The organism is Eggerthia catenaformis OT 569 = DSM 20559 (assembly GCF_000340375.1).
GTDB lineage: Bacteria > Bacillota_I > Bacilli_A > Erysipelotrichales > Coprobacillaceae > Eggerthia > Eggerthia catenaformis.
Genome location: NZ_KB446648.1, coordinates 385,702 through 405,878 on the forward strand (window position 1 = coordinate 385,702; position 20,177 = coordinate 405,878).

Annotated in this window: 21 protein-coding genes and 1 riboswitch; of the genes, 18 read left to right on the forward strand and 3 right to left on the reverse strand. The window is 32.2% G+C overall.

Annotated features, from left to right (window positions below; genetic code table 11):
- Nucleotides 1-7: 7 nt before the first annotated feature.
- From HMPREF9943_RS06680 to HMPREF9943_RS06755, 16 genes are all read left to right on the forward strand, one after another.
- Nucleotides 8-946, forward strand: a complete 939-nt coding sequence (locus HMPREF9943_RS06680; RefSeq protein ID WP_004803290.1) for an AEC family transporter — start codon at nucleotides 8-10, stop codon at nucleotides 944-946.
- Between the two features lie 258 nt (nucleotides 947-1,204).
- Entirely contained in the window at nucleotides 1,205-2,167 is a 963-nt protein-coding gene (locus HMPREF9943_RS06685; protein WP_004803291.1) for an ATP phosphoribosyltransferase regulatory subunit, read from the forward strand.
- The gene (hisG, locus tag HMPREF9943_RS06690) at nucleotides 2,160-2,783 is read left to right on the forward strand and encodes an ATP phosphoribosyltransferase (RefSeq protein ID WP_004803295.1); all 624 of its coding nucleotides are present in this window, start codon (nucleotides 2,160-2,162) and stop codon (nucleotides 2,781-2,783) included. Before HMPREF9943_RS06685 ends, hisG begins: the two co-directional genes overlap by 8 nt.
- Complete coding sequence (gene hisD, locus HMPREF9943_RS06695) at nucleotides 2,783-4,081, forward strand: histidinol dehydrogenase (protein WP_004803296.1); 1,299 nt, start codon at nucleotides 2,783-2,785, stop codon at nucleotides 4,079-4,081. Before hisG ends, hisD begins: the two co-directional genes overlap by 1 nt.
- Nucleotides 4,082-4,083: 2 nt before the next feature.
- Nucleotides 4,084-4,671 (forward strand): imidazoleglycerol-phosphate dehydratase HisB, encoded by a 588-nt coding sequence (gene hisB / locus HMPREF9943_RS06700; RefSeq protein WP_026624532.1) that lies wholly within the window; start codon nucleotides 4,084-4,086, stop codon nucleotides 4,669-4,671.
- Nucleotides 4,668-5,276 (forward strand): imidazole glycerol phosphate synthase subunit HisH, encoded by a 609-nt coding sequence (gene hisH, locus HMPREF9943_RS06705; RefSeq protein ID WP_004803301.1) that lies wholly within the window; start codon nucleotides 4,668-4,670, stop codon nucleotides 5,274-5,276. Before hisB ends, hisH begins: the two co-directional genes overlap by 4 nt.
- Nucleotides 5,270-6,010 carry a 1-(5-phosphoribosyl)-5-[(5-phosphoribosylamino)methylideneamino]imidazole-4-carboxamide isomerase gene (gene hisA / locus HMPREF9943_RS06710; protein ID WP_004803309.1) on the forward strand — a complete coding sequence of 247 codons (741 nt, stop codon included), beginning with the start codon at nucleotides 5,270-5,272 and terminating at the stop codon, nucleotides 6,008-6,010. The genes hisH and hisA overlap by 7 nt, the downstream gene beginning before the upstream one ends.
- The gene (gene hisF / locus HMPREF9943_RS06715; protein WP_004803313.1) at nucleotides 5,979-6,737 is read left to right on the forward strand and encodes an imidazole glycerol phosphate synthase subunit HisF; all 759 of its coding nucleotides are present in this window, start codon (nucleotides 5,979-5,981) and stop codon (nucleotides 6,735-6,737) included. Before hisA ends, hisF begins: the two co-directional genes overlap by 32 nt.
- Before the next feature lies 1 nt (nucleotide 6,738).
- Nucleotides 6,739-7,380 carry a bifunctional phosphoribosyl-AMP cyclohydrolase/phosphoribosyl-ATP diphosphatase HisIE gene (hisIE, locus tag HMPREF9943_RS06720; RefSeq protein ID WP_004803315.1) on the forward strand — a complete coding sequence of 214 codons (642 nt, stop codon included), beginning with the start codon at nucleotides 6,739-6,741 and terminating at the stop codon, nucleotides 7,378-7,380.
- Nucleotides 7,381-7,459: 79 nt separating this feature from the next.
- Entirely contained in the window at nucleotides 7,460-7,864 is a 405-nt protein-coding gene (ndk, locus tag HMPREF9943_RS06725; RefSeq protein ID WP_004803316.1) for a nucleoside-diphosphate kinase, read from the forward strand.
- Nucleotides 7,865-7,882: 18 nt separating this feature from the next.
- On the forward strand, nucleotides 7,883-9,355 hold the full coding sequence (locus tag HMPREF9943_RS06730; RefSeq protein ID WP_004803319.1) for a UDP-N-acetylmuramoyl-L-alanyl-D-glutamate--2,6-diaminopimelate ligase: 1,473 nt from the start codon (nucleotides 7,883-7,885) through the stop codon (nucleotides 9,353-9,355).
- A complete protein-coding gene (locus tag HMPREF9943_RS06735; protein WP_004803320.1) occupies nucleotides 9,348-10,133 on the forward strand; it encodes a histidinol-phosphatase HisJ family protein in 786 nt (261 codons plus the stop codon). The genes HMPREF9943_RS06730 and HMPREF9943_RS06735 overlap by 8 nt, the downstream gene beginning before the upstream one ends.
- Nucleotides 10,134-10,169: 36 nt before the next feature.
- Nucleotides 10,170-10,523, forward strand: a complete 354-nt coding sequence (locus HMPREF9943_RS06740; RefSeq protein ID WP_004803321.1) for a hypothetical protein — start codon at nucleotides 10,170-10,172, stop codon at nucleotides 10,521-10,523.
- Between the two features lie 33 nt (nucleotides 10,524-10,556).
- Nucleotides 10,557-11,708 carry a cation diffusion facilitator family transporter gene (locus HMPREF9943_RS06745; protein WP_004803322.1) on the forward strand — a complete coding sequence of 384 codons (1,152 nt, stop codon included), beginning with the start codon at nucleotides 10,557-10,559 and terminating at the stop codon, nucleotides 11,706-11,708.
- An 82-nt stretch (nucleotides 11,709-11,790) separates the two neighbouring features.
- Nucleotides 11,791-13,128 carry a magnesium transporter gene (gene mgtE / locus HMPREF9943_RS06750; RefSeq protein ID WP_004803325.1) on the forward strand — a complete coding sequence of 446 codons (1,338 nt, stop codon included), beginning with the start codon at nucleotides 11,791-11,793 and terminating at the stop codon, nucleotides 13,126-13,128.
- 192 nt (nucleotides 13,129-13,320) lie between these two features.
- A complete protein-coding gene (locus HMPREF9943_RS06755) occupies nucleotides 13,321-14,127 on the forward strand; it encodes a hypothetical protein (RefSeq protein WP_004803327.1) in 807 nt (268 codons plus the stop codon).
- A 14-nt stretch (nucleotides 14,128-14,141) separates the two neighbouring features.
- On the opposite strand, the gene HMPREF9943_RS06760 is transcribed toward HMPREF9943_RS06755, so the two are convergent.
- The gene (locus HMPREF9943_RS06760) at nucleotides 14,142-14,540 is read right to left on the reverse strand and encodes an Hsp20/alpha crystallin family protein (protein ID WP_004803329.1); all 399 of its coding nucleotides are present in this window, start codon (nucleotides 14,538-14,540) and stop codon (nucleotides 14,142-14,144) included.
- An 11-nt stretch (nucleotides 14,541-14,551) separates the two neighbouring features.
- The gene (locus tag HMPREF9943_RS06765) at nucleotides 14,552-14,956 is read right to left on the reverse strand and encodes an Hsp20/alpha crystallin family protein (protein WP_004803331.1); all 405 of its coding nucleotides are present in this window, start codon (nucleotides 14,954-14,956) and stop codon (nucleotides 14,552-14,554) included.
- Nucleotides 14,957-15,145: 189 nt separating this feature from the next.
- Nucleotides 15,146-15,226: riboswitch (ZMP/ZTP riboswitch) on the forward strand.
- Nucleotides 15,227-15,266: 40 nt separating this feature from the next.
- Here HMPREF9943_RS06765 and HMPREF9943_RS06770 point away from each other — a divergent pair.
- Nucleotides 15,267-16,445: a phosphoribosylaminoimidazolecarboxamide formyltransferase gene (locus HMPREF9943_RS06770; RefSeq protein ID WP_004803333.1), complete on the forward strand. Its 1,179-nt coding sequence runs from the start codon at nucleotides 15,267-15,269 to the stop codon at nucleotides 16,443-16,445.
- Nucleotides 16,446-16,520: 75 nt separating this feature from the next.
- Nucleotides 16,521-19,700 (forward strand): DEAD/DEAH box helicase, encoded by a 3,180-nt coding sequence (locus tag HMPREF9943_RS06775; RefSeq protein WP_004803335.1) that lies wholly within the window; start codon nucleotides 16,521-16,523, stop codon nucleotides 19,698-19,700.
- Between the two features lie 236 nt (nucleotides 19,701-19,936).
- Here the strand turns inward: HMPREF9943_RS06775 and HMPREF9943_RS06780 are convergent, their stop codons facing one another.
- Nucleotides 19,937-20,152: a hypothetical protein gene (locus HMPREF9943_RS06780; RefSeq protein WP_035582166.1), complete on the reverse strand. Its 216-nt coding sequence runs from the start codon at nucleotides 20,150-20,152 to the stop codon at nucleotides 19,937-19,939.
- Nucleotides 20,153-20,177: the final 25 nt, after the last annotated feature.

Sequence of the window (20,177 nt, forward strand, 5' to 3'; positions counted from 1 at the left end):
CATAGTTATGGAATTAAGTATATCATTGATTACACAGATAGGATCATTATTTATTCTTATTGGTATAGGGTATATTCTTGTTAAAAAGAATGTACTTGCAATATCAGATGCAACAGCTTTATCAAAATTAACATTATATGTTTGTGCACCGGCCGCTATTATCAAATCATTTCAGATAGAACTCACAAGTGAAAGATTACATGGATTTATGCTTGCGATTATTGCTGCAATCATTATTCATATTGGTTATATAGTTTTTAGTGAAATACTGGCTAAATTTTTTTCTTTAAATGACATAGAAAAAGTTAGTATTACTTATTCTAACTGTGGGAATCTGATTATTCCTTTAGTATTAGCAGTATTAGGGGAAAAGATGGTTTTTTATGCATCAGCCTATATGATGGTACAGACAGTTTTGCTTTGGACACACTGTAAAATGACAATTTCTCGAGAAAAAGAGATCAGTATTCAAAAGATTTTAGGTAATGTGAATATGCTTGCGATAGCTTTAGGGATTCTCTTATGTGTTTTTCATATTCAGCTTCCGGTTTTATTAAGTAGTGCCTTATCCGGTGCTCAGGCTCCTCTAGGACCATTATCTATGTTAGTGGTAGGAATGCTTTTAACAGAGATGAGTTTAAAGGAAGTTTTTTCTAATAAAAGAGCATATCTGACTGCATTTTTTAGATTAATTGCTTATCCTTTGATAACAATGCTGGTTATTTATTTAAGTGGAGTTTATAAACTTTTTCCTAGTGCATCAGCTGTTTTAATGATTACTATGTTATCGGCTAGTGCTCCAAGTGCATCCAGTATTACCCAGTTTGCAACTATTTATGATAATCATCCTGCTTTTTCATCTGTTATTAATACGATTACGGTACTTCTTTGTATTATTACTATGCCATTATTAAATTTTATTTATACATCATTAGTTAGATTATAACAAAATAATATTTATTATTTCGTCATTTTCATAAAATAACTTTACATATTTATATAAAGTATGTTAATATTTGAAAAATGAGGTGATTACTATGCAAAACTATACAGTTAAACAATTTCATCATCACCATTGGCGTATTTAGGGTTATATCATTTGATACAGCCCGTTTTGTTTTACAATTAAGCAAGGCTGTCAATCTAATAACACTAGAAACGAGGTTATTAGTACCTCGTTTTTTATTATAGAGGAGGAAAAAGAATGGATGAATTTAAATATCTGATTCCGGAAGAAAGTGCTGATGCAACAAGCCTAAATGCAGAGCTATTAAGAAATATTGAAGGAAAACTAAGAAATATCTTTAATCATCATAATTATCAGGAACTTATGTTACCGGCATTTGAATATGCTGATCTTTATCAGACAGTTCGTAATGAAGATGAAGAAAGTATGTTCTTATTTGTTGGAAGTGAAGGTAAGAGAATTACTCTAAGAACGGATTTTACCGTTCCTATCGCAAGACTTTACAATGCTTCAGGAAATGGTATTAAACGCTATAGTTATTTTGGAGCTGTTTATAGATCTCAGCAAAGACATAAAGGAAGACATACAGAATTGTATCAGTCGGGTATTGAACTGATGGGATTAGAAGGAAGAAAGGGAGATCAGGAATGTTTAAGAATTATTGAAGAAACCATGCTTTCTTTAAATATGAAGAGCTTAAAGCTTGAGTTGGGAAGTGCTTCTTTTTATCATCGTTTATTAGAATTAGCTGATGATCAGAGACTTATTAGTATTTTAAAAAAGAAGTCTGTCAGTGATATGGAACAGTTTATTGCTTCTCATAGCTATTCGGATGATTTGAATCATCTTTTATCACAGCTTTTAGTATCATTTGGAACAATTGATGAATTAAAGACTATTAAATCTTATGTAAGTGATAAAAGATTACTTGCTTCTATTGAGGAGCTGGAAGAGCTTTATGAAATAAGCGCTATGAAATCACAAATGATTTTTGATTTGGCTATGGTACCTACACAGTCTTATTATACCGGTGTAATGTTTAAGGGATATTCTTCTTATAGTCCATATCTCATCTTATCAGGAGGAAGGTATGATCATTTATTAAGTTATTTTGATTCTCATACGCCTTCTGTCGGCTTCTCTTATCATATGAATACACTTACAAAAGCTGTTATAAAGGAGCGTGAAGATCATGATTAAGATTGCGATTACTAAGGGACGTATAGAAAAACAGGTCTGCCGGTTATTAGAAAAACAAGGATTTGATATGGATCCTATTTTTAACAAGAATAGAGAGCTTTTGATAGAAACAAAAGATGGTATTCAAATGATATTTGCGAAAAGCAATGATGTTTTAACATTCCTAGAACATGGTATTGCTGATGTGGGATTTGTTGGTAAGGATACCTTAATGGAATCTGATTATCATGATTATTATGAAATGTTGGATTTAGAAATAGGGAGATGTTTCTTTGCTTTATGTGCTTATCCATTGTATAAAACAAAAAGCTTTAATAGAAGAAAGAGAATAGCTTCTAAATATACGAAAACCGCAAAAGAATATTTTGCTAAAAGGAAAGAAGATGTTGAAGTTATTAAATTAGAGGGGTCGGTAGAGTTAGGACCGGTGGTTGGGCTCAGTGATGCGATTGTAGATATTGTAGAGACAGGAAACACTTTAAAAGCTAACGGTCTTGAAGTTATTGATAAGATAGAAGAAATATCGACCAGAATGATTGTGAATAAAGTGGCTTTAAAATATAAGAAAAAGGAAGTATTAGATCTTATTAAAGCATTGCAGGGGGGAAAAGAATAATGCTTAAGACAATAATATATGATGGACATATTAATGAGATTAAAGAAAAACTTCATGGACGTAAAACAGAAATATCACAGCAGGTAAATGAAGCGGTATTAGATATTATTAAGAATGTAAGTATTAAAGGAGATAAGGCTGTTGTAGATTATTGTGCACAGTTTGATGGTTTTAGAGTTAACACCTATAAAGAACTGGTAGTTACTAAACAGGAGATTATGGATGCTGTGACGGCAGTAGGAAATAATTTTATTCGTATTTTAGAACGTACTAAAGAACAGCTTATTGAATATCATAAGAATCAGATTGAAAAATCATGGATGATTACCAAAGATGATGGAGTTATTTTGGGAAGTAAAGTAACACCTATAGAAACAGTTGCTCTCTATGTTCCCGGAGGAACAGCTACTTATCCTTCTACTGTTATGATGAATGCTGTTCCGGCTATATTAGCAGGTGTTAAAAATCTTTATATTATGACACCGGTCAAAGAAGATGGTAAAGTATCTGATGTTATTTTAGCAGCTGCTTATGTCTGTGGGATAGAGACAATTTATAAGGCGGGAGGTGCTCAGGGAATAGCCGGAGCAGCCTATGGTACAAAAACCATCAAAAAGGCAGACAAGATTGTTGGACCGGGCAATATCTATGTAGCAACTGCTAAGAAGCTTTGTTATGGTATGGTGGACATAGATATGATAGCCGGTCCCAGTGAAATATTGGTTATTGCTGATTCATCAGCTGATCCATGTTATGTAGCTGCTGATTTAATGAGTCAGGCAGAGCATGACAGACTGGCCAGTGCGATTTTAATCACAACAAGTGAAAATCTCATTAAAGAAGTTAATGAAGAAATCAGTAAACAGATTCAGAGCTTACCGCGTCAGGATATTATTGAAGAGTCTTTAAGAAATTATGGCGGAGCTATCTTAGTAGATTCATTAGATCAGGCTTTTACTGTTGCTAATGAATTAGCTCCTGAGCATTTAGAAGTTCTTACTTTAGATCCTATTGAAAAGCTTCCTCTTATTACTCATGCCGGTTCAATCTTCTTAGGTGCTTATTCACCTGAACCGCTGGGTGATTATATGTCCGGCACTAATCATGTTTTGCCAACCGGAGGAACTGCTAAGTTCTATAGTGCTTTGGGTGTATATGACTTTATAAAACGTAGTGCTTTTTCTTATTATCCAAAAGCAATCTTAAAAACATTTAAAGATGATGTCACAGATTTTGCATTAAGAGAAGGATTGCAGGCACATGCGAATAGTATTCAGGTTAGATTTAAGGAGGATTAATGATGAGAAAGGCACAGATAAAAAGAAAAACAAAAGAAACGGATGTTTTTGTAAGTATAGATTTAGATGGAAAGGGTATCAGTGATATTAATACCGGGGTAGGATTTTTAGATCATATGCTTGAATTGTTTGCATTTCACGGTCAATTTGATTTATCAGTTACTTGTCATGGGGATTTGCAGGTTGATTCTCATCATACTATAGAGGATATTGGAATTGCTTTAGGAAAGTCTATTAAAGAAGCTTTAGGTGATAAAAAAGGAATTCATCGTTATGGTTCTTTCACTATTCCAATGGATGAAACATTGCTTAGTGTTTGCTTAGATATGAGTAATCGTCCTTATTTAGTTTTTAATGTTTGTTTAGATAATGTTTTGTTAGGTAATTACCAGACGGAAATGACTGAAGAATTTTTTAGAGCAACTGCTTTTAATGCAGGTATGACTTTACATATTAATGAACACTACGGAAAGAATATGCATCATATTATTGAAGCCTGCTTTAAAGCATTTGCAAGAGCATTAAAAGAAGCTGTTTCGATAGATCGGCAAAGAAAAGATGAAATAATTTCATCAAAAGGTGTCTTATGATTTGCGTGATTGATTATAATCTGGGGAACCTTAGTTCCGTTACGAATGCTTTAAAGAGATTAGGAATGGCAGTAACAATTACCAGAGATCCGGCTATTATCAGACGGGCAAAAGGGATTATTCTTCCGGGAGTAGGAACTTTTCCGGTAGCAATGAAGCATTTAAGGAATTATGGACTTGTTGAGATATTAAATGAAATGAAAGATAAGCATATTCCAATTTTAGGAATATGCTTAGGCATGCAGGTTCTATTTGAAAAAGGATTAGAAGTGACTGAAACAGAAGGTTTAGGCTTTTTAAAAGGAACTGTAGAATATATGGATATTAAAGAGAAGATTCCGCATATGGGATGGAATCAGTTGGAGATTAGACAGAAGCATCCTATCCTAAAGTATATTAAAGAGAATGATTATGTTTATTTTGTTCATTCTTTTATGGCACATCCTTTACCTGAGCAGCTGATTTCTGTCTGTTATTATGGAAATACAGTTATTCCGGCAGTTGTAGCTAATGATTGTGTTATAGGATGTCAGTTTCATCCGGAAAAAAGTGGTCAGATTGGTGAAAAGATATTATTAGGATTTAAGGAGATGACAGAATGTTAGTGATACCGGCAATTGATTTGAAAAATGGCGAAGCTGTCAGGTTATATAAAGGAGATTATCAGAAGAAGACTGTTTATAGTACAGCTCCGGAACAACTGGCTAAACAGTTTGAAGAGATGGGAGTATCTTATTTACATCTGGTTGATTTAGATGGAGCCAAGGATGCTCAGGCGGTTAATAAAAAGATTATTAAAAAGATAAGGGAGACTGTATCCATGTCTATTGAATTAGGTGGAGGAATTCGTAATATGGAAACTGTTTCTTATTATTTAGATACAATAGGTATTGATAGAGTTATTTTAGGGACAGCAGCATTAGATCATCCTGATTTTCTAAAGGAGGCATTATTTCGTTATGGAGCAGATAAAATTATTGTAGGAGTAGATATCAAGAATGGTTTTGTTTCTACTTCAGGCTGGCTTAAGACAAGTGCTATGTCTTATTTGACATTTATTGATCAGCTTGCTGAAATCGGCATAAAAACAATTATCTGTACTGATATTTCAAAAGATGGCACTTTACAGGGACCGAACTTTGAACTTTATAAAACGATTGCTTCTCATAGTTCTCTTTCATTAGTTGTTAGTGGTGGAATAAAAGATGATAAAGATATTTATCAGGTAGCTAAGCAAGGATATTATGGGTGCATTGTAGGAAAAGCATATTATGAAGGACATATTGATTTAAGAGAGGTTATTAGGAATGTTAGCCAAGAGAATAATACCCTGTCTTGATATTAAACAGGGAAAGGTTGTGAAAGGGATTAATTTTGAAGGATTAAAAGATGTTGGAGATCCTGTGGAACTTGCTAAAGAATATGATAAGCAGTGTGCTGATGAAATAGTTTTTTTAGATATTACAGCAAGTTATGAGGAACGTGGCATTATGTATGAAATTATTCAAAGAGCCGCAAATGAACTCTCTATACCTTTATGTGTAGGAGGAGGGATTCGCAGTATAGAAGATTTCCGTATGATTCTTTCTAAAGGGGCAGATAAAGTCTCCGTTAATTCAGCAGCTATCAGAAATCCTAAGCTTATCAGAGAAGCTTCTTTAGAGTTTGGTGTACAGTGTGTTGTAGTTGCTGTTGATGCTAAAAGAAAAGAGAATAGCTGGGATGTTTATATTTCCGGAGGACGTATCAATACTCATAAAGATCTTATTGAATGGGTTAAAGAATGTGAAACATTGGGTGCCGGAGAAATTCTTTTAACCAGTATGGATGCTGATGGGACAAGAAATGGCTATGATATTGATATGTTAAATGCTGTATGTCAGGCTGTTTCTATTCCGGTTATTGCTTCAGGGGGATGCGGAGACAAGGAAGATATTGTTGAAGTTTTTAGGAAAACAAATGTTGACGGAGCATTAGCTGCTTCATTATTTCATTATAAAGAAGCTACTATTCAGGATGTTAAAGAGGAATGTGAAAAAGCCCATATTCCAGTGAGGAGAGTATAAAATGGAACCGGATTTTAAGAAAATGAATGGACTTGTCCCTGCTATTGTCCAGGATATTGAGACTAAACAAGTTTTAATGTTAGCTTATGTTAATGAAGAAGCTTATAAGAAAATGATGGAAACAAAGCAGACATATTTTTATTCAAGAAGTCGTCAGTCATTATGGCATAAGGGAGAAACTTCCGGTCATTATCAGGATATTGTAGGAATGAGCCTTGATTGTGATTTGGACACATTACTAATAGATGTAAGACAGACAGGTGTTGCTTGTCATACAGGCAGCTATTCTTGCTTTTTTAATGATATTATTCCTTATGATATGAGTGATTTAGCTGATGGTGTCTATAAGACAATCATTGATAGACAAAAACATCCGGTGGATAATTCTTATACTAATTATTTATTGGATCAGGGAATTGATAAGATTTGTAAAAAAGTAGGTGAAGAAGCTACTGAAACAGTCATTGCTGCTAAAAATGAGAATAAGGAAGATTTGATAGGTGAAATTGGAGATCTTTATTATCATGTATTGGTACTTATGGCTAAGAAAGGAATTACTCCTAAGGATATTGAAAAATTATTAAAGAAAAGACATCAGATATCAGGAAACAAGAAAGCTTTTCATACTAAAGGAGATTATTAGACTGTACTTAATAATAAAGTACAGTTTTTTGTTTTAAATTGAAGAATCTGATATAATACATAAAAAGGAGAAGGATATTATGGCAATTGAAAGAACTTATATTATGTTAAAACCGGACTGTCTGCAAAGAGGACTTATAGGAGAAGTGATATCAAGGATAGAAAGAAGAGGCTATCAGATTATTGAAGCTAAGACAATGATGTTGGATGAGCCTATATTAAGAGAACATTATGCTCATATTACAGATAAGCCTTTTTTCCCTGAAACAGTTCGATATATGACATCAGGTCCGGTACTGGCAATGATTGTTGAAGGAGAAAGTGCAGTAGAAGGAATGCGTTTATTGATGGGACCAACAAAGTTTGGTGATGCCAAGCCGGGGACTATTAGAGGAGATTATGCTTTTGATACTACTCACAATATTATTCACGGCAGTGATTCTTTAGAGAATGCGGAAATAGAAATAAAAAGATTTTTTAAGTAAGATATTTAGGTGATAAAAATGAGATTAACGGAAATACTGAAGAATATAGATTATCAATTGCTGCAAGGAAATTTGGATCATAAGATAGAAGCTTTGATCTATGATTCTAGAAAAGCTGTTAAGAATACTGTTTTTATAGCTATGGATGGTGTTTATGCTGATGGTCATCAGTTTATTAATGATGCTGTTGAACAAGGTTGTCAGGTCATTGTTTTAGAAAAAGATATTTGTATGCAAAAAGGTATTACTTATATTAAAGTAAGTGATACAAGATCAGCTCTTGCTCATATGAGCTGTTCCTTTTTTTCTCATCCGAGTCATGAATTAACAGTTATCGGTGTAACCGGAACTGTGGGGAAGACAACTTCTGCTTTAATGATTTATTCTATTTTAAAAGAGGCTGGAAAGAAAGTAGGAGTGATTGGAACGAATGGTGTTTATATTAATGACTTTTATGAAGAAACTCATAATACTACACCCGAATCATATGAACTTAATAGAATTATGAGACTGATGCGTTTTCATAACTGTGATTATTGTGTAATGGAAGTTTCTTCACAGGCCTTTAAAATGCATAGAGTAGATGGTATTGATTTTGATTATGGAATATTTACTAACTTATCTCCTGATCATATTGGACCTAATGAACATGCCAGCTTTGAAGAATATAGAGACTGTAAGAAACAGCTGTTTCAGTTATGTAAGATAGGATTATTTAATCTTGATGATAGTCATGCATCAGAAATGATGAATCAGGCAGCTTGTCAAATATATACATACAGTACTTTAAAAGAAGCAGATTTATATGCTCAGCATATAAATCTTTATCAGGAACCCGGACATATGGGTATTCGTTTTGAAACAGGAGGATTATTAAAAGACTTTTATACTTTAGACATGCCGGGACGTTTTAATGTATATAATGCTTTAGTATCTTTATTTATCTGTAGTCAGATAGGAATTGATCATGCAGATATTAAAAGAGCTTTAGCTCATGTTCATATTGCCGGCAGAGGAGAAGTTATTCATGTAAGTGATGATTATACTGTCATCATTGATTATGCTCATAACGGAGCAGCTTTTGAATCTATTTTAAATACTGTTGAAGAATATAAGCCGAATCGGGTGATTTGTGTTTATGGAATGCCCGGTAAACGCTCTAAGGTCAGACGGATAGAAAGTGGAGAAGCGATTGCCAGACATCATGCATATGCGGTATTAACGGCTGATGATCCGCGAGATGAAAAAGTGAGTGATATTGCTTTAGAAATAATTCATGCAATGGGTCATTTAAGCAATGATCATTATACGGTTGTAGAAAATCGTAAGGAAGCTATTTACTATGCGTTAGATCATGCGTTAAAGAATGATGTGATATTAATTCTTGGAAAAGGTCATGAAACACATATGGTTTTAGAAAATGAAGTAAAAGTTCATTATAGTGATAAAGAATCTGTAGAAAGCTATAGAAAGGATCATAAGAATGCGTAAAATAGATTATCATCTGCATACTCATTTCTCTTTTGATAGTAATGCTGATCCAAGAGAACATATTAAAGAGGCTCTTAATAAAAATTTAGATGAAATATGTTTTACTGATCATCGTGATTTCAATTATCCAATAGATCCTTTTGAATTGGATACAGTTTCTTATTTTAAAGAATTAAAAGATCTGCAAAAAGAATATCAGGATAAGATAAGTATTAAGATAGGTCTTGAAATAGGACTGGATATGAATCATTTTAAAGAGATTAATGATTTTGTGAATGCTGATGATTATGATTTTGTGATAGGGAGCATTCATGTTATTAGGAATACGGACTTTTATTATGGAGAATACTTTAATAATAAAACAAAAGATCAGGCTCATAGAGAATTTTTTATAGAAACATTAAGATGTGTTAAGAGTTTTGATTGTTTCAATGTATTGGGACATATGGATTATATTAGCCGTTATGGACCATATGAAGATAAAAGTATTGATTATTCAAGATATAAAGATTTAATTGATCAGATATTAAAAACGTTGATTCAGAAAAATAAAGGTATTGAAGTGAATACCAGCGGCTATAAAGTAAATGGAAGTTGTGGATTTCCGTCTTTTGATATCGTGAGAAGATATAAAGCATTAGGTGGTTCTATTATTACTGTAGGCAGTGATGCACATACCGGTGAAAGAGTAGGAGAACATGTTGAAGAGGTTATAAAAGAGTATCAGAAAATTGGTTTTGAAGATGTGACAACTTTTTCAAAAAGGATGCAAGATTGAAAGATAGATGATATAATGTGATTTGTGGAGGAACATATGGATTTATTTAATAAGGAAGATATCAATGAATTAAAAGATTCAAGCCATTCTGTATATTATGTACCGGCTGAATTATTTGATGGTATGCAATATAAACTGGTAAGATTAGAAGTAAAATGGGCTTATGTTGCATGCTTAAATGTTATGCTGAATAAGCCTCATTATGATAAAGAGAATAATGCTTATATTAAGGACGATTCTCCTATGATTATTGAAACATTAAAGAAGATTGCGAATAAAGAAGTAGATAAAGATAAGATTAAGGGATATCTTAATGAATTAGAAGACGCTTCTTTGATTAAGAGAGATCAGAGAAATGTGTATTTAAAGAGAATAACGGATATTTTTTAAGCAAGCGAAAAGCTTGCTTTTTTGAGAGGGATTATGTTTAAGATACTATCAAAAATATTTATTAAAAGTGAAGATTATCATGACAGCAGAATTAGAACATCATATGGTATATTGTGCTCTATTCTTTCTATTCTATGTAATCTGATCTGTGTTATTTTTAAAATAATATTTGGTTATTTTATTCATTCTTATGCCATGATAGCTGATGGTCTTAATAATCTGTCTGATATAGGCAGCAATGTTGCCAGCCTGATCGGCTTTAAGCTGTCATCCAAATATCCTGATACAAAGCATCCTTTCGGTCATGGACGCTATGAATATTTAGCAGGATTTATTATTGGAATACTTATTACTCTGGCAGGTGCCGAAAGCCTTATTTCTTCAATAAAACAGATTATTCATCCTGCGGATATTATTTTCAGCATACCGGCTATATTGGTTATGGTTATTTCTGTTATGATTAAATTGTGGATGTATCGTTTTAATCATTATGCAGGAACTTTAATTGAATCACAAACGTTAATTGCGGTTGGTAAAGACAGTCTTAATGATGTGATTACATCAGTTGCTTCATTAATAGTTATTCTATGCTCAAATTTTGTATCTTGGTCTCTTGATGGATTGGCTGGCGTTATTGTATCAATTATTGTATTGAAGAATGGAATAGAAACAATTAAAGAAATGATAAATGCTCTTTTAGGGCAGCTCCCTGATCCGTCTCTTGTTTCTTCAATAGAATCTATTATTGTAAGTCATCCGGAAGTATTGGGATATCATGATTTTATGCTTCATGATTATGGAGCCGGAGGAAGATTTCTTATTCTTCATGTAGAAGTTGATCATAGAATGAGTCTTGATCATTCTCATGAAATTGCGAGCGAACTGGAAAATAAGATTGAAAAGAAATATTCTATTCTAACAACTATTCATATTGATCCGGTGGATCTGGAAGATAGTCAGGCTATTGATCTTTATCAGAAGATTTTAAAATCAGTAAAATCTTTAAATCAGGATTATACAATCCATGATTTTAGAGTTATTAGAGGTAGAAAAATTAAGATTATTTTTGAAGTAGAGGTTAAAAATGATCATTTATCAACTGAATCTATTAAAAATCAAATATTAGATTTAATGGATAAAAACTATGAATATATGATCAGAGTAGAGCATAGTTTTAGCGGATAGAATATAAGGATTTTGCTTTTTCTTATTGTTTACATTGATGTCTTGTTGGTGGTAGAATAGTAAAGCAAGAGGAGGGTGTATTATGAGTATGACAAATGAGCAGTTAAGACAATTATTGATTGAAGGCACTCCTGAGCAGATTCAGGATGCGATTGATAATATACACCCGGCTGATATTTTAGATATTATTAATAATAGTGAAGAAGATCTAAATATTATTCTTCCTAAGCTTCCTAATGATGTTATTGCTTCTATTATTGAAGAAGAGGAAGATGAGGATAAGTATAATTTATTAGAGCCATTTCTTAAGGAACGTCAAAAAGCGATTTTAGAAGAAATGAGTGATGACGAGATAGCTGACCTAATTGGTGAATTGGAAGATGAGAAACAGATTAAGGAAGTTTTAGATAATCTGGATAGCGAGAATCAGGATAATGTTAAGCAGCTTTTATCTTACGAGCCTGATACAGCAGGAGGTCTGATGTCTACTGAGTTTATTTCTATTCATTCTAATAATACTGTTTTAGAAACATTATGGTATTTACAGAAATATGCTGAGCAGGATGCTAAATATTATTTGTATGTTGTTGATAAGAGTAAAGTATTAAAAGGAGTTATTGCTTTAAGAGATATTGTAACTTCAAGCTTTGGTACAAAGATTATCGATATTACAAATCCAAATGTAAAAACGCTTTTTTATAAAGATGATCAGGAAGAGGTTGCTAATAGATTTATTAAATATGGCTTTGTAATGATGCCTGTTGTCGATGAAGAAAATCATCTTATAGGTGTTGTTGAAGTTGATGATGTTATGGATGTTATGGAAGATGAAACAACTGAAGATATTAACTTGCTTGCCGGTGTTAGCGGTGAAGAACGTGTAGATTCCACAGTCCTTGAATCCTTTAAATCACGTACACCATGGCTTATTGTCAATTTATTTACAGCAGTTATGGCAGCTGCGGTTGTTAATCAGTTTAGTGCAACAATTGCTAAGGTTGTGTCTCTTTCTGCTATTATGAGTATTGTTACAGGAATGGGGGGGAATGCCGGTACACAGTCACTTACTATTCTGGTTAGAGGATTGTCATTGGGAGAAATTGATCATAGTAATGCCTTTAAAATCTTCTGTAAAGAAATTATGGTAGGAGTACTGACAGGAGTGATCATCGGTGTTATTGTGGCAATCGGTTCCATGTTCTTTGCCGGAAATCCTTACTTTGGGCTTGTTGCCGGACTTGCGATGCTTTTAAATATGGTGGCTGCTAATCTGGCAGGCTTTATTGTACCGGTTATTTTAAGAAAAATGAATATTGATCCTGCTCTTGCTTCGGGCGTTTTTGTTACTACAGTTACTGACTGTCTTGGTTTTTTCTTTTTCTTAGGACTGGCAACGCTTTTTTTGCCATTATTACGTTAACATCACTCAAGTGATGTTTTTATATAATCTACTGTGAAGCAAGAGAAGAAAAATGAGACTTTTCAATAATTTTCTAAATAATATAGGAAATCAAAAAGCTCTACCGGTATCTAAAAGAAGTAGGCTTTTCCTATATGGAAACCTTATTTCATGAAAGTAAGACTTGGATTATTATAAATAAGGAGGCTAGTTATGAATATTTATCATACAGATAATTTGCCCTCATCTATTGGTATGGCTATATATCATTATGGTGATGAACATATTAGAACAGTTATAAGCTATGGGGAAATAGATCAGGAGCATGGATATATTTTGACATCTGATCAGTTGTATTATTCATTTGATCAAAAAAATATAATTTCTTTACAAGAAATTACATCTCTTACGATAAAGAAGCAAAGAAATCGGAATGACCAGTATATTATTCATTCATTAGATGATTTTATTATTAAAGAAGATATTTCAGCATTATTTGATGAGCTAAAAGAATTAATAAGAGTAGATATTATCTTAGACATGAATCCATGGGATTCTATTCATTATTATTCTAAGATTATTTTAGAGGATATCAAAGAAGATAATTATGAAGATATAGCTCTAACATCTTTGCAGGAAGATCAAATAGAAACTTATAGAGAAATATTATCAGGTGACTTCACTGAGGCTGACTATCGCATAGAAATGGAATTTATGGGTGATAAAATGATGTCCCTTGTAGAAGAATTAGAAATTGACAGTGAAGAGATAGATGCTTTAGAAAAGGCTAATAATATTTTACAGCAGAAACAATCAGAATTGTTTAATCAGTATCAGAATATGTATTTAAAAAATAAAGATCAGTTAGAAAATATAATGGGATTCAATTTGGATGATTTAGAAAATAAATCTCCGGACGAATTGAATCAAATGGTTGATGACTTATGTAATAAGTTTAATCTTAATAAAGAATCACTTATGAAGATGGCACAGAAGATGAGTAATAAAAAAACCGGCTAAATGCCGGTTCTTGATTATTCTATTGTAATGAAATGGTTTTGCTGAACTTTTTCGGGAAGTTCCTTAGGTAAAGTAATGATTAACTCACCATTATTGAACTTAGCTTGAATATTCTCATGAGTATAATTCTTGCCAATATAGAAGCTTCTGGATACATGTCCTTTATAGCGTTCTTTACGAATAAGTTTTCCATTGGCTTCGTTACTTTCTGATGACTGATCAGCTTCAATAGTCAGATAGCCATCTTTAAGTCCTAATTTGATATTTTCCTTAGAATATCCTGGCAGTTCAATGTTTAATTCATAATTGTTATCGATTTCTCTAATATCAGTCTTCATTACATTCGCTTTTTTAGCCGGTGTAAAGAAACGGTCATTAAATAAATCATCAAGCATATAATCAAAATAACTCATCATCATATCTCCTATTCTATCGTAATGTAGTGATTTTCTATTTCCGGAGTCTTAGTTTCTTTAGGAAAAGAGATAATTAACTCACCATTATCAAATGATGCCTTAATATCTTCTTCAGATACCTGATCTCCAATATAGAAACTTCTAGAGCACTGTCCATGATATCTTTCACTTCTAATGAGATTGCCTTTTTTATCTTTTTCCTCTTTAGAAGTATCGGCTTTAGCAAGAATATTCAAATAGCCGTTCTTAATAGATAATTGAATATCCTCTTTCTTATATCCTGGCAATTCCATATTCAATACATAAGAATCATCGGTTTCTTTGATATCAGTACGCATGCCTGTGCTAGGTGCAAAAAACTTGTCATCAAAGAAATCATCAAATAAATTATTCATACTAGGTAGTAATCTCATAATAACATCTCCTTTTTCTTTGAATTGAATTACTATCATGTAGCCACCCTTGCTACAACTATATATTATCACTCTTTTTAGCAAAGTCAATAGCTGAGTGCTAATTTTTAGCAAATATTTTAATAGAGTGCTAAAATATTTAAAAAAAAGAATTTATCTTGTCAAATAAAAAAGAATTCAGTATATTGTAGGTAGTTATACGACTGACGGAAGTGGAATCAACCACATGAAGTATAATCATTTAAAGAGCCGACCGTCTGGGCTGATAGATGCCTGGATTAGGCTCTTTTTCAAATTTTAGGAGGATAATATGAAAGAATTAGAATTAAAGTATGGATGTAATCCTAATCAAAAACCAGCACGAGTATATATGAAAAATGGGGAATTACCTTTTATTGTTTTAAATGGGAAACCGGGTTATATTAATTTGTTGGATGCTCTTAATAGCTGGCAGCTGGTTAAGGAATTAAAGGAAGCGACAGGTCAGACATGTGCTGCCAGTTTTAAGCATGTTTCTCCGGCCGGTGTCGCTATTGGCACACCGTTAAGTGAGATAGAAAGACAGATGTATTTTGTAAAGGAATTACCGGAAGAACTGACTCCTATTGCAAATGCTTATATTAAAGCAAGAGGATCAGATAGAATGAGTTCTTATGGAGATTTCTGTGCTTTATCAGATATCTGTGATGAAGTGACTGCCAGATTGATTAATAGAGAAGTAAGTGACGGTGTTATTGCTCCGGGATATACAGCGGAAGCATTAGAAATTTTAAAGAAAAAGCGTCGTGGAACATACTGTGTTATTGAAATAGATCCTTCATATATACCGCAAGAGATTGAAACAAAAGAAGTATTTGGTGTAAGTTTTGAACAGGGAAGAAATAATATTCAAATGACTGAAGAATTATTTAAAGATATTGTTTCAGATAATAAAGATCTGCCTAAAGAGGCACTCAGAGATCTTATTGTATCAATGATTACATTAAAATATACACAATCTAATTCTGTCTGTTATGTTAAAGATGGGCAAGCTATTGGGATTGGTGCAGGTCAGCAGTCACGTATTCACTGTACCAGATTGGCAGGAGATAAAGCTGATAAATGGTATTTAAGACAATCTCCTTTGGTATTAAATCTTCAGTTTGCGGATGGATTAAAACGTGCTGAAAGAGATAATGCGATTGATATTTATTTATCTAAAGACTGGAGAGATGTCAATGGAGATGATAACTGGCAGCAAACATTTAAAGTAAGACCGGAAGTCTTTACAGAGGAAAAACAGATAGAGTGGTTGGCAACAAATAAGAATGTTGTATTAGGCAGTGATGCTTTCTTTCCATTTGGAGATAATATTGAAAGAGCTTATCGGAGCGGTGTTCAGTATATTGGTGAAGCAGGGGGATCTATTAGAGATGATCATGTGATAGAAACTGCCAATAAACATAACATGGTCTTAATATTCACACATCTTCGTTTATTTCATCATTAAAGGTGACTTTGTCACCTTTTTTATAGAATCAATTCTATTGATTATGTTATAATATCAAAATGGAGGATTCAAAGAATGCTTTTTATTACAGATGCAGAATTTGAGAGAATTGTTTCAAGATTTAGAAATAGACAAATTGCTTATCGTTATTTTTCTTATCACTGTGTAACAAGAATAAGAATAGAATATAGGAATGATGAATATATTATTGATGGTACAGTTATGGTAAATGGTATTTTATATACGCCTAGAATTATAGCTAATCAGTTTTCAAAAATTATCAGTACACACTGTGACTGTAATTTTTCTGATGCTTATACAACTTGTGCACACGCCGGAGCGGTAATTTTAAAAGTACAGGAACTTTCTCCGGATACTTTTCCTTTTGAATATAAATCAGAGACGCCTGCTAAAACACAAAAAAGAAAATTAAGTTATCAGGAAAGATTACAGAAACAATGGGAAGAAATACATATTCATAACTTAGAAACTATTGGTACTCATTTGACTAACCGAATTAAAAATAACTGGTTAGAGAGTTTCAGTAATGCAAAAAGTGAAATTGCCAGTCTTAGAATATATTATGAATATCAATATGTTCCTTTTATTAAGTTTAAAATAGGGAATGATAGATTTTATGTAATTAAAAATTTAAATAATTTTGTAAAAGACATGATAGAGAATAATGAAATAAGCTATGGGAAGATGTTTCGCTTCTTACATAAATATGAAAATCTTGATGATTATTCAAAGAAGATTTATGACTTCATTCAGACATATTATCATGATTCTTATTCTAATTCTATTTTTCTTAATGAGAATAATCTGGATGCCTTCTATAAGCTTGTGAGCGATATTCCTAAAGAGTATATTTCTAATCTACATATAGAAAATATCAATATTAAGCCTCATATTCATATTCATGAAACAAAAAGAAATGTTCATATAGAATGCTTAGATCAATTGAATGCTTATAAGATTGCCAATTATCATATTTATCAGGCAGAAGATAATCAGATCAAGGTATCACATGGTGATGAGAAAGGAATACTTGCATCCTTTTTACGGACTCTTCATGAGCATAATTTATCTCTTTATATCCCTAATAATGAAAAGAATGATTTCTATCATTATATTCTTTCTCCTATAAGAAACTATCTGAAGATAGACAATTCTCCGGTAGAGATAGAAGAAGATAAAATAGAGATTTATGGTGATATTAATGAGGTAGAAGAGGCTGTGTTTCAGATATACGGATTATATGATGATGAGAAAGTGAACCTGTTAAAAGAATCAGATAAGTCCCATAGTGTCATTGCTTCACTTGTGATTGATTATATGAAACGTTATTGTACAAATGATGATAATCAGTCTTTATATTTTGATACTCATTCTGAAGAAACATCTGATTTTTTAAATGAAGGTATTGCTTTTTTAACTCGGTATGCAGATATTTATGTATCTGAAAATATTAAGAAGTATGGTAAGAAATCAAAAATGAGCTTATCTGTAGGAATTGGTATCAGTCACGGGCTTTTATCTATTGACATAGATGCTGTCGGGATACCAAAAGAAGAGCTTGCCGGTGTCATTAAAAGCTATAAGTCTAAGAAGAAATATCATAAATTAAAAAGCGGAGAAATGCTTTATATAGATTCTAATGAATTAGAAGAATTATCCAATATAATGGATCGTTATCATTTAGTATCTAAAGATATTAATGATGGTCAGATTCACATGAATTTAAATAGAGCTTATGCATTAGAAAACAGTGCTCAGGATATAAAATATTTAAAGGTTAGTCGATCTTCATTATTTAATGATATTATCGATCGGTTAAAGAACTATCAGAATCATCATTATTCTTTAAATAATCGATATGAACATATCTTAAGAGACTATCAGAAACAAGGATATCAATGGCTTTCAACGATGACTGATTTAAATTTAGGAGGTATTCTTGCTGATGATATGGGTCTGGGAAAAACACTACAAATAATTTCTTTATTAGAGAATCAGCAGAATCATTATAGTATTGTAATTTGTCCCAGTACGCTTGTTTTAAATTGGGCCGATGAGATTAGAAAGTTTTCATTTTCTTTAAAGCCGTTGTGTATAGCCGGAACAAAGCAGGAGAGAAAAGAGAAAATTGCAAGTTCAGATCATTATGATATTCTTATTACATCCTATGATTTAATGAGAAGAGATATCGATTTATATAAAGATAAACAATTTGATTTTATTATATTAGATGAGGCACAGTATATAAAGAATCAGAACACTAAGAATGCCTTAAGTGTTAAGAAATTAAATGGCTATCATAAGTTTGCTTTAACAGGAACACCTATAGAAAACAGTCTTGCTGAACTATGGAGTATCTTTGATTTCTTAAATAAGGATTATCTCTTTCACTATCATTATTTTAGAGAACATTATGAGTCACCGATCGTTAATGAACATGATGAAAAGAAACAGAGGGAATTAAAGAAATTAATTGCTCCGTTTATATTAAGGCGTACAAAAAAGGAAGTATTGAAAGAACTTCCTGATAAGATAGAAAATAATATTTCTATTGAATTTACGAAAGAGGAAAGGAAACTTTATTTTGCTCATCTGGCAGAAGTAAATAAAGAATTAAGAGCCTTGGATACAAATAGAGACCGTATTCAGATTCTTGCGATGTTGACCAGATTAAGACAGATATGCTGTGAACCTAGAATGCTTTTTAATAATATTAATCATTTATCTTCTAAGATGAATGCCTGCTTAGAGATTATAGATAATTACTATCAGAGTCATAAGAAACTTATTATTTTTTCATCGTTTTCAAGTGTTTTAGGCTTATTAGAGAAGGAACTTAAGGCAAGACATATTAAATATCATATGATTACAGGAGCTACGCCATCGCTTAAAAGGAAGCCTATAGTAGATGCTTATCAAAAAGATGATTCAACAGTTTTTCTAATATCATTAAAAGCCGGTGGAACAGGTCTTAATCTGACTGCTGCTGAAGGCGTCATTCATTTTGATCCGTGGTGGAATATGAGTGCACAAAGTCAAGCAACTGATAGAGCACATCGTATTGGTCAGGAAAATATTGTTTTTGTCTATAAGCTGATTATGAAAGATTCATTAGAAGAAAAGATTCAAGAGCTTCAGAATCAGAAAAAACAGCTTTCCGACACTTTTGTAGAAGGTAATGAAGGAGCAATCACCAATATGACTTCAGAAGAGATTATGAGTCTATTTAAATAGGCCATCAGTATTATTGATGACCTTCTTGTATTTCTAATAATTCTAAGTAACGATGATTCATATCTTCAAGTTTATTCTCTTTGCTTAGAAAGAGCTAAGAGTAAGCTGAAATCAGATAGAACATTCATTTGATTATCAATATCTTTAATTGCTTTTGTTGACTGAAAGTAAGTTTTTTAGGTTTATTCTTTTTTCTCTTTTTTCAATCAGACTGAGATTTTTTGCTGTAGCCGTTATTATAATAAGTAATCTGCTGATAAAAAGAAGTAATCAGCTTTAAAAAAGGTGAACTTTCCGGTACCGTTAATACCTACCAATTCAATCTGTTCACCTTCTTCAATAATAGGGCTGATATTTTTAAATAATATACGTTCTCCTATGGAATAAGAGAGATTATCTATTTTACAAAGTATAATTTTCTCCTTTTGTAAGATATTAACATAAAATTCCATTTGGTTGTATGATTTTACTATGTTA

Bases quoted from the DNA above. Each gene is read 5' to 3' on its own strand.
- HMPREF9943_RS06680 (WP_004803290.1), top strand. From the start codon at position 8: ATGGAATTAAGTATATCATTGATTACACAGATAGGATCATTATTTATT.
- HMPREF9943_RS06685 (WP_004803291.1), top strand. From the start codon at position 1,205: ATGGATGAATTTAAATATCTGATTCCGGAAGAAAGTGCTGATGCAACA.
- hisG (WP_004803295.1), top strand. From the start codon at position 2,160: ATGATTAAGATTGCGATTACTAAGGGACGTATAGAAAAACAGGTCTGC.
- hisD (WP_004803296.1), top strand. From the start codon at position 2,783: ATGCTTAAGACAATAATATATGATGGACATATTAATGAGATTAAAGAA.
- hisB (WP_026624532.1), top strand. From the start codon at position 4,084: ATGAGAAAGGCACAGATAAAAAGAAAAACAAAAGAAACGGATGTTTTT.
- hisH (WP_004803301.1), top strand. From the start codon at position 4,668: ATGATTTGCGTGATTGATTATAATCTGGGGAACCTTAGTTCCGTTACG.
- hisA (WP_004803309.1), top strand. From the start codon at position 5,270: ATGTTAGTGATACCGGCAATTGATTTGAAAAATGGCGAAGCTGTCAGG.
- hisF (WP_004803313.1), top strand. From the start codon at position 5,979: ATGTTAGCCAAGAGAATAATACCCTGTCTTGATATTAAACAGGGAAAG.
- hisIE (WP_004803315.1), top strand. From the start codon at position 6,739: ATGGAACCGGATTTTAAGAAAATGAATGGACTTGTCCCTGCTATTGTC.
- ndk (WP_004803316.1), top strand. From the start codon at position 7,460: ATGGCAATTGAAAGAACTTATATTATGTTAAAACCGGACTGTCTGCAA.
- HMPREF9943_RS06730 (WP_004803319.1), top strand. From the start codon at position 7,883: ATGAGATTAACGGAAATACTGAAGAATATAGATTATCAATTGCTGCAA.
- HMPREF9943_RS06735 (WP_004803320.1), top strand. From the start codon at position 9,348: ATGCGTAAAATAGATTATCATCTGCATACTCATTTCTCTTTTGATAGT.
- HMPREF9943_RS06740 (WP_004803321.1), top strand. From the start codon at position 10,170: ATGGATTTATTTAATAAGGAAGATATCAATGAATTAAAAGATTCAAGC.
- HMPREF9943_RS06745 (WP_004803322.1), top strand. From the start codon at position 10,557: ATGTTTAAGATACTATCAAAAATATTTATTAAAAGTGAAGATTATCAT.
- mgtE (WP_004803325.1), top strand. From the start codon at position 11,791: ATGAGTATGACAAATGAGCAGTTAAGACAATTATTGATTGAAGGCACT.
- HMPREF9943_RS06755 (WP_004803327.1), top strand. From the start codon at position 13,321: ATGAATATTTATCATACAGATAATTTGCCCTCATCTATTGGTATGGCT.
- HMPREF9943_RS06760 (WP_004803329.1), bottom strand. From the start codon at position 14,540: ATGAGTTATTTTGATTATATGCTTGATGATTTATTTAATGACCGTTTC.
- HMPREF9943_RS06765 (WP_004803331.1), bottom strand. From the start codon at position 14,956: ATGAGATTACTACCTAGTATGAATAATTTATTTGATGATTTCTTTGAT.
- HMPREF9943_RS06770 (WP_004803333.1), top strand. From the start codon at position 15,267: ATGAAAGAATTAGAATTAAAGTATGGATGTAATCCTAATCAAAAACCA.
- HMPREF9943_RS06775 (WP_004803335.1), top strand. From the start codon at position 16,521: ATGCTTTTTATTACAGATGCAGAATTTGAGAGAATTGTTTCAAGATTT.
- HMPREF9943_RS06780 (WP_035582166.1), bottom strand. From the start codon at position 20,152: ATGGAATTTTATGTTAATATCTTACAAAAGGAGAAAATTATACTTTGT.